At 61.7% G+C, this 11,989-nt stretch carries 9 protein-coding genes; 5 read left to right on the forward strand and 4 right to left on the reverse strand.

The genetic code is table 11. The annotated features are described in order from the left end of the window. Positions 1 to 150: 150 nt before the first annotated feature. The 5 genes from ACKZ62_RS12115 (at position 151) to ACKZ62_RS12135 (ending at position 6,644) form a co-directional block, all read left to right on the forward strand. The gene (locus ACKZ62_RS12115; RefSeq protein WP_447096724.1) at positions 151 to 2,664 is read left to right on the forward strand and encodes a TonB-dependent receptor; all 2,514 of its coding nucleotides are present in this window, start codon (positions 151 to 153) and stop codon (positions 2,662 to 2,664) included. 144 nt (positions 2,665 to 2,808) lie between these two features. Further along, positions 2,809 to 4,674 carry a phytase gene (locus ACKZ62_RS12120; protein WP_032889402.1) on the forward strand — a complete coding sequence of 622 codons (1,866 nt, stop codon included), beginning with the start codon at positions 2,809 to 2,811 and terminating at the stop codon, positions 4,672 to 4,674. A gap of 46 nt (positions 4,675 to 4,720) precedes the next feature. Beyond that, positions 4,721 to 5,413 carry a protein TolQ gene (tolQ, locus tag ACKZ62_RS12125; protein ID WP_447096725.1) on the forward strand — a complete coding sequence of 231 codons (693 nt, stop codon included), beginning with the start codon at positions 4,721 to 4,723 and terminating at the stop codon, positions 5,411 to 5,413. Between the two features lie 14 nt (positions 5,414 to 5,427). Then, complete coding sequence (gene tolR, locus ACKZ62_RS12130) at positions 5,428 to 5,874, forward strand: protein TolR (RefSeq protein ID WP_122752824.1); 447 nt, start codon at positions 5,428 to 5,430, stop codon at positions 5,872 to 5,874. Then, on the forward strand, positions 5,871 to 6,644 hold the full coding sequence (locus ACKZ62_RS12135) for a TonB family protein (protein WP_447096726.1): 774 nt from the start codon (positions 5,871 to 5,873) through the stop codon (positions 6,642 to 6,644). Before tolR ends, ACKZ62_RS12135 begins: the two co-directional genes overlap by 4 nt. A gap of 1,112 nt (positions 6,645 to 7,756) precedes the next feature. Here ACKZ62_RS12135 and ACKZ62_RS12140 read toward each other — a convergent pair. From ACKZ62_RS12140 to ACKZ62_RS12155, 4 genes are all read right to left on the reverse strand, one after another. Further along, positions 7,757 to 8,704 carry a D-isomer specific 2-hydroxyacid dehydrogenase family protein gene (locus ACKZ62_RS12140; RefSeq protein WP_447096727.1) on the reverse strand — a complete coding sequence of 316 codons (948 nt, stop codon included), beginning with the start codon at positions 8,702 to 8,704 and terminating at the stop codon, positions 7,757 to 7,759. Further along, on the reverse strand, positions 8,701 to 9,870 hold the full coding sequence (locus ACKZ62_RS12145; protein WP_447096728.1) for an acyl-CoA dehydrogenase family protein: 1,170 nt from the start codon (positions 9,868 to 9,870) through the stop codon (positions 8,701 to 8,703). The genes ACKZ62_RS12140 and ACKZ62_RS12145 overlap by 4 nt, the downstream gene beginning before the upstream one ends. A 76-nt stretch (positions 9,871 to 9,946) precedes the next feature. Continuing rightward, positions 9,947 to 10,630, reverse strand: coding sequence for a peroxiredoxin-like family protein (locus tag ACKZ62_RS12150; protein ID WP_447096729.1), 684 nt, complete (start codon positions 10,628 to 10,630; stop codon positions 9,947 to 9,949). After that, entirely contained in the window at positions 10,627 to 11,985 is a 1,359-nt protein-coding gene (locus tag ACKZ62_RS12155) for an LLM class flavin-dependent oxidoreductase (RefSeq protein ID WP_447096730.1), read from the reverse strand. The genes ACKZ62_RS12150 and ACKZ62_RS12155 overlap by 4 nt, the downstream gene beginning before the upstream one ends. Positions 11,986 to 11,989: the final 4 nt, after the last annotated feature.

An 11,989-nucleotide genomic window follows, 5' to 3' on the forward strand; every position in this document is an offset into this window, starting at 1 on the left:
GCTCATTCCACGTCCCGGTTCGGGCAAAACCCCCGGTTTACGGGGCTTCGCGCCGACCCCTGTCACAGAACCGTCATCCCCCACCCCTAGCTTGCCCTCCCAGTTGCCGGGCCATTTGCCTGGCGCCAACGGATTCTTGGGGAGGATTTCATGTACAAGCGCACCGGGCTCGTCAGCTTCACGCTCACCGCCTTGGCCCTGGCGATTGCCAGCGAACGGTTGAGCGCCGCCGAGGCCACCACCACCGAGCATGTCGAAGTGGTCGGCCAGGCCGCTGCCATCGATCAAGCGCTTAAAGAGCAGCGCAGCTCTGACAGCATCAAAAGCGTGGTGCATGCCGACGGCGTGGCCCAGTTGCCGGATGAAAACGTCGCAGAAGCGGTGCAGCGTTTGCCCGGCATCAGCGTCGAGCGCGATCAGGGCGAAGGGCGATTTGTCAGCGTGCGTGGCCTCGGTCCGGACCTCAACAGCGTAACCATCAACGGCACCCTGGTGCCCGCCCCGGAAAGCGCGCGCCGCGCCGTGGCCCTTGATGTGCTGCCGTCAGAATTGGTGCAGTCGCTGTCGGTGATCAAGACCCTCACCCCGGACATGGACGCTAACTCCCTCGGTGGCACCGTCGACGTGCAGAGCCTGTCGGCCTTCGACCACAAAGGCCTGTTCTACACCGGCAGCACCGAAGCCAGTTACGACAAGAATACGAGTCAGACCAGCCCCAAATTCTCCGGCGCGGCGAGCAACCGTTTCAGCCTCGGCGATGGCATCGACAACTTTGGCGTAGCCGCAGCCCTAAGCTGGCAGAAGCGTGATTTTGGCTCGGACAACGTCGAAACCGGCGGTGCCTGGGACTTCACCGACGGCGCCAAACTCAACGAATTCGAACAGCGTGATTACGACATCAGCCGCGAACGCGCCGGCGGTGGACTGAACTTCGACTACAAGCCCGATGACCTCAGCAGCTACTACCTGCGCACCCTCTACAGCCGCTACAAAGACACCGAAACCCGCAACTCCACCAGCATTGAATTTGCCGACCCCCAAGCCGCCGGTGAACTGGGCGACGCTGAAGCCAAGCGCAAGCTGAAGAACCGTGAGGAAACCCAGGAAATCCAGTCCTACGTGTTCGGCGGTGAGCGCATGCTTGGCCTGTGGACCCTCAGCGGTCAGGCCGGCTACAGCCAATCGAGCGAAGACAGCCCGGCGCACATCGCCGGAGCCACCTTCGACGGCGGCGACTTTGCCAACAGCGGTTTCTACGACAAGGACAAGCCACGGCCAATCATCGGTGCCGGTTTCTACGACCCAAGCAACTTCACGCTCGACAAAGTTGATTGGGAAAAACAGAACACCAAGGACACCGAGAAAAACCTGCGCCTGGACCTGGCCCGCGACTACGACCTGAGCGGCTATGCGTCCCAGGTCAAATTCGGTGGCAAGGTGAGTCGCCGTAATAAGGACAATGACCTGGAGGCCTGGGTCTATAAGGACTTCGACACCCTTGGCTACACCGCCGACCAGCTCAACCTGACCCAGTTCCAGAAGGGCAGTGTCGACTATCGCCTGGGCAACTATGGGCCAGGCATCAGCGCCAGCGGCATCAAGCAACTGATCGGCAGCCTCAATGCGGCGGACTTTTATGACGAGACCGAGTCCCGGGTCAACGACTTCACCATTCGCGAAGACATCAACGCCGGCTACCTGATGAACACCATCAACATCGACGACTGGCGCTTTATCGCCGGCCTGCGCTACGAAGGCACCGAGTTCGAAGCCAAGGGTACCGGCGCCACCGATGGCGTGTTCACTGCCACCGAGACCAAGCGCCAGTATCACCACTGGCTGCCGGGCCTGCATGCGCGCTACCAGATCGACAAAAACACCCAGGTGCGCGCGGCCTGGACCAAGTCCGTGGTGCGCCCGACCTTCGGCCAACTGGCGCCGGGTTTTGTGATCGACGATGACGAAGCCACCTTTGGCAACCCGGACCTCAAGCCCCTGGAATCGAGCAACCTCGACCTTGGCATCGAGCACTTCATGGGCCGCGCCGGCACCGTCTCGGCGTTCGTGTTTTACAAAGACATCAAGAACTTCGTCTACAACACCGACGTGGCCGGCACCGGCGCCTGGACCAACTTCTCCGAGGCCCACACCTACGCCAACGGCGACAGCGCCAAGCTCTATGGCCTGGAACTGGCCTACTCGCAGAAATTCGACTGGCTGCCCGCGCCCTGGAACGGTCTGCTGATCGGCGCCAACAGCACCTTCAGCCGCTCCAGCGCGGATATCGAAGGCTTCGACGCCGCCAGCGGCACGAACCGCAAACGCAACATCAGCCTGCCGAACCAATCGGACACCGTCGGCAACCTGATGCTCGGTTGGGAAGACGACAAGCTCAGCCTGCGCCTGTCGGCCAACTACAAATCGGCCTACCTGTATGAACTGGCCTCGATCAACGACAAGGCCCACGACCTGCATGTGGACGCGCAGACCTTCGTCGATTTCAGCGCGCGCTACTCGCTGACCAAGAACCTGCAAGTCAGCTTCGAGGCCCAGAACCTCACCGATGAGTCGTACTTCGTCTACACCGGCCACCGCAGCTACAACGGCCAATACGAAGAGTACGGCCCGACCTACAAGCTCGGCCTGACCTTCACCCATTTCTAACTCACACCTCGATTCCAATGTAGGAGGGCGCTTGCTCCCGATAGCGGTGGTTCAGTGAATCTATCTGCTGACTGACACACCCTCATCGGGAGCAAGACCCCTCCCACATTGGAACTCCATTGTTTTCGAAGGATTTGTTTGTACATGAGAATCTCCACGTTGTACTTGCTGATATCGGTGTTGACCTGCACTCATGCACTGGCTGCCGACCTGACCCTGACGCCTTGGGCGACATCCCTGAACGCCGAAGCAGTGGCTTTCCTCCCCAGCACCCCCGAGCGCCTGGCCGCCAGCACCCGCGACGGCCTGCAACTGCTCGACGCCAAAGGCACTGAACTGACCCGGTTCAAAGGCAACTTCAGCAGCCTCGACACCCGCACCGCAGGCGCCCAGGTACTGGTCGCCAGCCTCGACAATGATCGTCAACAAGCGCTGTTGATCACCCTCGACGCCGCCAGCAAAACCTGGGGCAAACCGCTGTACCTGCCGGCCCGCGATTACCCGGTGAACGGCCTGTGCCTGTACCGCGATTCAGCGGCCAACCTGTTTGTGTTTTTGGTGGGTGAGGAGGGCAAGGGCGAGCAATGGTTGGTGGGCAATGGCGCGACGCTGCTGACTGAACCCCAGCGTGTGCGCGGTTTGCCGCTGCCACCATCGGCGCAGTTCTGCCAGGTGGACGACGGGACGAATCAACTGATAGTCAATGAAGAAAATGTCGGCTGGTGGGCCTACCCGGCGCACCCGGAAGCGGACGTGAAACGCACCCCGGTGGCGGTGTTCGATAATCCCAAACGTGAAGCCGGTGCCGTCGCCCTGGTGCCGGGTGGCGTGGTCGCGCTCGATCCAAAGACTGCGCAACTTCACTTGTTCCAAAGGACGGGCGAGCGCTGGGTGGAACAGCCGAGCCTGAGCTTGCCTGGCCTGAAAGAACCCGAGCAATTGAGCGTCAACGGCCAACAGCTGCTGGTACGCGACGACGACAGCGGCACTCTCTACCAGGGCAAGCTCAACTGGCAGGCCAAGCCGGTAGCGGCTGATCCTGTACTGCCGGAAGTCGCCGCCGTGCGCCAAACCGACCCAGTGGGTCGCCAGGGCGATGCAGCGGATGATCCGGCGATCTGGATTCACCCCGACACCCCGGCCAAAAGCCGCGTGCTTGGCACCAACAAAAAACAAGGCCTGTTGGCCTATGACCTTGACGGCAAGCTGTTGCAGGAACTGGCGGTCGGACGCCTGAACAACGTCGACGTCCGCCCCAACTTCAAGCTGGGCGCCCAGACCGTGGATCTGGCCGTCGCCAGTAATCGTGATCACAACAGCCTCAGCGTATTCAGCATCGACCGTCAGAGCGGCGAGTTGCGCGAAGCCGGTGAAGTGCCTACGCCGCTCAAGGAAATCTATGGCATCTGCCTGTATCAGCCCGCCAGCGGCGAGATCTATGCCATCGCCAACGGCAAGGACGGCACCTTCCTGCAATACCGCCTGAGCGCCCCGGATGGCCGTGTGCAAGGTGAGCTGGTGCGCCAGTTCAAGGTCGACAGCCAGCCTGAAGGCTGCGTGGCCGACGACCAGCGCCAGCGCTTGTTTATCGGCGAAGAAGACGTGGGGGTGTGGGCGGTGGACGCTCGTGCCGATCAACCGGCCACCCTCACTAGCGTGATCAAGGTCGGCCCGCAGTTGCACGCGGACGTCGAGGGCCTGGCGCTGTATCAGAGCGACAAACGCGACTATTTGGTGATCTCAAGCCAAGGCAACGACAGCTACCTGGTGGTGGATGCCGAGCCGCCGTTTGCGATTCACGGTGGGTTTCGCGTCGGCCTCAATGCCGCCGCCGGTATCGACGGCGCCTCGGAAACCGATGGCTTGGAGGTCACCGCCATCAACCTGGGCGGGCCTTGGAGCCAAGGCATGCTGGTGGTGCAGGACGGCCGCAAGCGCATGCCCGAGCAAACCCAGAATTTTAAATTCGTACCGTGGGCTGACGTGACCCGTGCGCTGAAATTGCCGTGAACCGTCATCACCCCGTCATAACTTTTTAATCGAATAGGACATCACCATGCACGCGACGATGGAACATATGACGATCTGGGGCCTTATCAGTGACGCCAGCCTGTTGGTCAAGGCGGTCATGATCACCTTGCTGCTGGCGTCGTTGCTCAGCTGGTACCTGATCATCCAGCGCGGCAGCGTACTGCGCCGCCTGGAGCGCCAGTTGAATGGCTTCGTGCAGCGCTTTCGCGCAGCGTCGGACTTGCAACCGCTGTACCGCGAAACCATGCAGGCGGGCGAGGGCGGGATTGCGCCGATCTTTATTGCCGGCGTCCAGGAATACCAGCACCTGCACAGCCATGACCCTGCGGTGCTCGAAGGTGTTGAGCGGGCCTTGCAGGTGGCGATCACCGAGCAGGAAATCGAACTGGAAAAGGGCCTGCAATTTCTCGCGACCGTGGGTTCGGTCAGCCCGTACATCGGTTTGTTTGGCACGGTGTGGGGGATCATGAATTCCTTTATCGGTTTGTCCCAAGTGCAACAGGCCACGTTGTCGACAGTGGCGCCGGGCATTGCCGAAGCGCTGATCGCCACAGCCATCGGCCTGTTTGCAGCCATCCCGGCGGTGATCGCCTATAACCGCTTCGCGGCGCGTGGCCAGACGCTGCTCACCCGTTACTACGCGTTTGGCAATGAGCTGCAAGTGCGCCTGCACCGCACCCTGCGCGGTGCGCCGATCAACCTGGCCGTGGCCGCCTGAAAGGAGCAACTCCCATGTTAGTCAGGCCGCAACGCAAGCACGGGCCCAAGGCCGAAATGAACGTGGTGCCGTATATCGACGTGATGCTGGTGCTGCTGGTGATCTTCATGGTCACCGCGCCAATGCTGACCCAGGGCGTGAAGATCGAGCTGCCCAAGGTCGCCGCCGAGGCGCTGGCTACCGATACCCGCCAGCAGATCCTGACGCTGTCGGTAAAGGCCGATGGCGGCTACTACTGGAACCTCGGCGGCGAGCTCGACACCCAGCACCAGACCGACAGCGCCGTGAGCCTGGACGAAATGGGCACCAAGGTCATGCAGGTGGTAGCGGCACGCAGCGACACCCAGGTGTACATCCGCGCCGACGACAACGCCGGCTACGGACGTGTGGTTGCAGCGATGGCGGTGTTGCAAAAAGGCGGTGTCAGCAACCTGGGGCTGGTGACCGAGGCCCCGCAATGACGGCGATGATCATGCACAGTCCGACGCTTGTGATGGAACCCAGGGATACCTCCGGCGTGTGGCGAAACAGCTTCGCCGCCAGCCTGGCGGTGGCGCTGCACGTGGGCGTGTTGGCGGCGTTGATGGTGGGCTGGTCGACGGAAAAACCGATGGTGGAGGCACCTCGCGTGATGCACACGCAGTTGGTCATGCTGCCGCCTGCGCCGGTGGCAGTACCAGAACCGGTGGTTGCTGCACCGTCACCTGCGCCGCCGGAGCCGGTGGTGATTCCGGTACCAGTGAAACCTGCGGTCGACCCCCGAATCCAGGCGCAAAAACTGGAGAAAGCCGCCCTGGCGCGTAAACGCGTCGAAGAAAAGAAAATCGAGCAACAACAGGAACGCCTGGCCACCGAACAACGCACCCGCGAGCTGGAACTACAGCGCCAGGCCCAGGAGCGATTGGCTGCGGAAAAAGCCCGCGTCGCCACACCTGCGCCTGCAGCGGCACCGGCCTTTGACAGCCGCCAATACCAGCCCCTGAGCAAGGAAGCGCCGGATTACCCAGAGCGTGCTTTGGACAAGAACATCGAAGGCGATTGCACCCTGGAGTACAGCGTCAACACCCAAGGCCGCGTGGAAAATCCCAAGGTGTTGGACGGCTGCCACCCGTTGTTCATGCGTCCTTCACTGGCGGCGGCGAACACCTTCCGCTATCAGCCAAGGATCGTTGATGGCAAGGCTGTTGTGGTGCCGGCTGTGAGGAATACCTTTCACTACCGCATCAAATGATCCGTTCGGTTGGCAATGCTGCTGTTGTGGTGAGCTTGGTTTACCAGAGGTGGTGTTTCCGATGGCGGCCTTAAAGCCGACCAGGATGTTGGATGGGATCGAGTGTATATCCGTTGCTGCGGTAACGGCCGCCTATGGTTCCGCTCTTACAGCGGGTCACTTTTGTAAAGGCCGGAATGCCGGCCCAGCCAAAAGTAACCAAAAGGCCTTCGCCCCACCACTCGGCACCTCGCTTAGGCTCGGTGTGCCCGTAATCCGACATTGATTTGGGGGGCCGCCGCCACGCGCCATCCATGGCGCAGGGCGGCTAAACCGGCATCCCTGCCGGTTTACCCCCCAAATCAATGTCGAATTCCGGCCATCGTGGTTGACGGGGCGATTTCAGATCAAAAGCAAGAGCGCGGCGGCCTTAGAGCCGACCGGGTTCTCAGCTCCAACTCCGTCCAAATGTGGGAGGGGGCTTGCTCCCGATGAGGGTGTGTCAGTTGATGCAGCTGTGACTGACCCACTGCTATCGGGAGCAAGCCCCCTCCCACAGTTTGATCTCCATAGATCAGACAGATAGGTCCTAGCCTGCTGTCCTGCTTTTGCTCTGCTTTTGCTCTGCTTTTGCTCTGCTTTTGCTCTGCTTTTGCTCTGCTTTTGCTCTGCTTTTGCTCTGCTTTAGATCTGCTTTAGATCTGCTTTAGATCTGCTTTAGATCTGCTTTAGATCTGCTTTAGATCTGCTTTTGATTTGGCTCTTACATCCTTTTCGCTGAAGAAGTCAGCGTTCTTTTGATCTGCGCTTTTGATTTTGATTTTGATCCTAGGCGCCCCGTTAAACACGCTGGCCGAACGCAGGCTTGAATCCGTGGGTAACCCGGCAGGACGCCGGGTTAGCCGCGCTGGGCCATGGATGGCCCATCGCGGCGGCCCACGGATTCAAGCCGGAGTGCGGGCACACCGAGCCTAGGCGAGGTGCCGAGTGTTGGGGCAAGAGCCCTTTGGTTACTTTGGGGCTTTTCCAAAGTGACCCGCCGTAAGGGCGGAACCAATACCCGCCGTGACCGCAGAAACGGATATGTCCCCCCAACAAACCGCAACCCAAACAAACCCCACACTCAAACGGCATCACCCATTAGCCAGATTCACCAATTCCACACCCAAAACATACCGCTCCAGGTTCGCCAAAAACGTATCAGCAATCTCATTACGGCTATCGGTCGATATCGCCGACGTATGCGGCGACAACCTCACCCTCGGATGCGTATACAACGGGTGCCCATCCGGCAACGGTTCCGGCTCGGTCACGTCGAGCGATGCCAGGCCGATTTGCCCGTTATCCAGCGCTTCCAGCAGCGCCTCCTGATCCACCAACCCCCCGCGCGCAATGTTGATCAAATGCAGCCCCGGCTTGGCGCTGCCCAACACGTCCCGATCGACGATATGGCGCGTAGCCTCGGTCAGCGGTGCCGCCAGCACCAGGTGGTCGGCGCGGGCGAACAGGTCGTGGACGTCCCTGGCCGCCTCGACCCCGTCGATCCCGAACGGGGTCGGGCTTTGGCGCAGCGCAACCACCTTGATCCCCAACGCGTGGGCCTTCTGCGCCAGGCGTTCACCAATCGCACCAAAGCCGAGAATGCCTAATGTGGTGCCCTTGAGCGGACGCAGCGGGGTGAAATTCCACTGTGAATCCTTCACCCAGATATCCGGCAAATGCTTGGACGCGGCAAAGATCGCCGCCAGGGCGAACTCGGCCAGGTTGTCGGCGGCGCTGCCCCGGGAGGTCGTCACCGGCGGGCCGTTGAACAGCCATTGCGGGTAGAAGTCGATGCCCGATGAGACCAAGTGCACCCATTGCGCGCCGTAGGGCCAGCCTGGCGGCGGGGTATCCGGGGCGGTGTAGCCGCGCACGTTGATCGGACGCAGCAACAGGATATTCGCCTGGGGCGGCAGATCGCTTGGCACGCCCACCGGAACGCCGATCACCTGGGCTTCGGGGTGGACCGTGCGCAGGCGAGCGCGGATCACGTCGTTGTAGTCTTCGTCCAACTGGCTGGCAATAATCACGTGAGTCATGCGCGTTCCTTCTGGCGTTGGGCGAACACGGCTTTACCGACGCCTTGCAGTACCGCATCGTTCTGCGGGGTATGTACGCGACTGCACAGCACATCGCGGTAGTGGCGTTGCAGCGGGCTATGGCGCGACAGGCCAGGGTTGCCGGAAGCCTCAATGGCCAGTTCCACCGCGCGAATAGCGTTGTGGGTAACCAGGTACTTCAACTGCGCGGCGTTGGCGGCCGGGGTGTGGCCGTCGGCGGCGGCGTCGAGCAGGCTGCGGTTGGCGAACAGCAGGGTGTCGATATGCCCGACGGTTTCCTGAAAGCGCGGCAAGGTCGACAACGCCGCACCGAGGTTGGACGGCGTGCGTTCTTCCAGCCAGTTCACCAGCCAGTCCCTCGCGGCCTGGGCCACGGCGTCGTATACCGACGAGAGCAGCACCGACATCCACAGGAAACCCTCCGCATCCAACTCCGGCTGCGGTGCGCTCCAAGGGCTGACACTGACGGCGTGGTCCAGCGGCACCAGCACGTTGTCGAGCACCACTTCATGGCTGCAGGTAGCGCGCATGCCGAGGTGGTCCCAGGTGTCGATGATGCTCACGCCGGGGCTGTCCTTGGGCACCAGCCAGGCGCCCACCAGCGGGTCGGCGTCGTCACTGCGCGCCCACACGCTGAACCAGCTCAGGCCATGGCTGCCGGTGGAGTAGATCTTGCGCCCGCGGATGCGCCAGCCTTCGGCAGTGCGCACCGCAGTGGTTGCCGGCAGGCCGCCACGGGCCGGGGTGCCGAGGTCGGGCTCGACGCGCAGGGCGTTGATCAGCGCACCGTTACGCACTGCGTCTTCGGCGACTTTCACGCGCAGGTGCTGGGGCCAGGTTTTGCTGTCTTGCAGGCGTGTGTGTTGCAGGTATTGCATCACCAGGATCAGCGCGGTGGACGGCTCGCCCTTGGCAATCGCACTGATCGCCTTGCGCGCCTGAGGCAGGCTGGCACCGCCGCCGCCCAGGGTCTTGGGCACAGTGAGGGCGACCAGGCCGTGTTCATGCAATAGCTGGAAGTTGGCGTGGGGGAAGGCGCCACTGTCATCGTACTGCGGCGCGGTACTGGCCAGCTCGGTGGTGAGGCGTTCGAGCAAGGCTTCGAAATTGGCGACTTCCACGGAGCGTAGAGACGGTTGGGTCATAAGAATGTACTCGGTCAAAAATGTGGTAGGGGCGGTGCGACGATTCGACTTGCCCCTCCCACAGAGGATTTTTGGCTTAGATGGCGAGGCGCACAGGCTGTTGGCCCAACAAGCGCTCCACCACCTGTACCACCGGCTCGGCTTCGGTACGTACCAGCCAATCCGGGCTAACGTCTACGAACGCGACCGTGCCGTCCTGGGCAATCACCACGACGGTCGGTTGGGGCAACTCCCAGGTCCCCGTACCGGTGGTTTCACCGATGTGACTGCCCTTGGCCAATGCCGCGTTACGCGAGGCTTCATCGAAGCTGTAGAGAATCCCCAAGCGCCGCCCGAGGTTGTTATCCGGGTCGCTGGCGACCAGCAGTTGCAGCGCGTGGTGGGTCTTGATTTCCACCAGGCGTTCCGGCACTTGCGGGCTGATCGCTACCAGCGGTACACCCAATTCGCGCAGGCGTGGGTACAGCTGGCGCTCGTAATAGGGCAGGGCGATGTTGCACGCCGGGCAGCCGGCAAAACGGAAGAAGATCAGCACCGCCGGGCCGTCTGCCAACAGCAGCTCGCGGTTGAGTTCGCCGCCTTCGACGTTGAGCAAGGTAAACGGGTCGAGCTCATCACCGACTTGCACGTAGTCGTCTACCCGCGCTTCATCCACCAGGCGCTGGCGCTGGTCGATATTGACTTGCAACGCCGCCGGGGCCCAGGTCGCTACACGCTCGGCGTGCAGCGCCGCCAACTGACGGTTAAGGGATTCGCTCATGCCAATGCCTCCTGCGGCGCTTGCACCTCGACGCTGTAACGGTTGACCGGTACGTCCAGGCCCAGGTTGTCGCGCAGGGTCTGCCCGGTGTATTCGGTGCGGAACAGGCCGCGCTGTTGCAGCACCGGCACCACCAGTTCGGTGAAGTACTGCAAGCCATCCGGCAGCACCGAGTTGACGATGAAGCCATCGCTGGCACCGCGCTCGAACCAGGTCTGGATCGCATCAGCGACTTGCTCAGGGGTGCCGACAAAATCACGCTTGGGCCGCGAGAACCGCAGGGCCACTTCACGCAGCGTGAGGCCTTCGTCCTTGGCCAGTTGCTTGATGCGATCGGAGCCGCCTTTCTGGCTGTTGGAGCCCAAGTCACCGAGTTCCGGGAAGGGTTCGTCCAGGGGGTATTTACTGAAATCGTGGTCGTTGAACGGGCGGCCGAGGGCGACGATGGCGTCTTCCACGGTGACCAACTCCACGGCCTGCTGGTAGCGGCTTTCCACTTCGGCCTCGTCGCGCCCGACAATCGGGCGGATGCCCGGCAGGATCGACAGGCTGTCGGCATCACGGCCAAAGCCTTTGGCACGGCGTTTGAGGTCCTGGGAGTAGGCCAGGCCTTCTTCGATGCTTTCCACGTGCACAAAAATCGCATCGGAATGTTCGGCGGCAAAGTTACGCCCGTCTTCCGAGGTGCCGGCCTGGAAAATTGCGGGCTGGCCCTGGCGCGAACGCGCAATGTTCAGCGGGCCTTTGACCGAGAAAAACTCGCCCTTGTGGTTCAACGCGTGAAGCTTGTCCGGGGTGAAAAACTCGCCGCTGTGCTTGTTGTAGGCAAAGGCGTCGTCCTCCCAGGAATCCCACAGGCCCTTGACCACGTTCAGGTGTTCCTTGGCGATGCGGTAGCGCACGGCATGGGGCGGGTGCTCGGCCTTGCCGAAGTTATCGGCGGTGCCGCTGAGCCACGAGGTGACCACGTTCCATCCGGCGCGGCCGCCGCTGATATGGTCCAGAGACGCGAACTGACGTGCCACTTGGTAGGGCTCGGTGTAGCTGACGGTCACGGTGGCGACCAGGCCGATATGGGTGGTCAATGCCGCGAGGGCTGACAAGATCGTCAGCGGCTCGAAACGGTTGAGGTAATGGGGGCTGGATTTGGCTTGTATATGCAGGCTATCGGCGATGAACACAAAGTCGAATTTGGCAGCTTCGGCCAGTTCAGTCTGCTGCTTGTAGAAGCCGAAATTCGTACTGGCATTCGGTTGTGCCTGCGGGTGGCGCCATTCGCCCCAGCCGTGGCCGACACCGTGGACCATGGCACCCAGTTTTAAATGGCGTGGTTTTAGTTGACGTGGCTGGCTCATGTTC

The organism is Pseudomonas sivasensis (genome assembly GCF_052938085.1).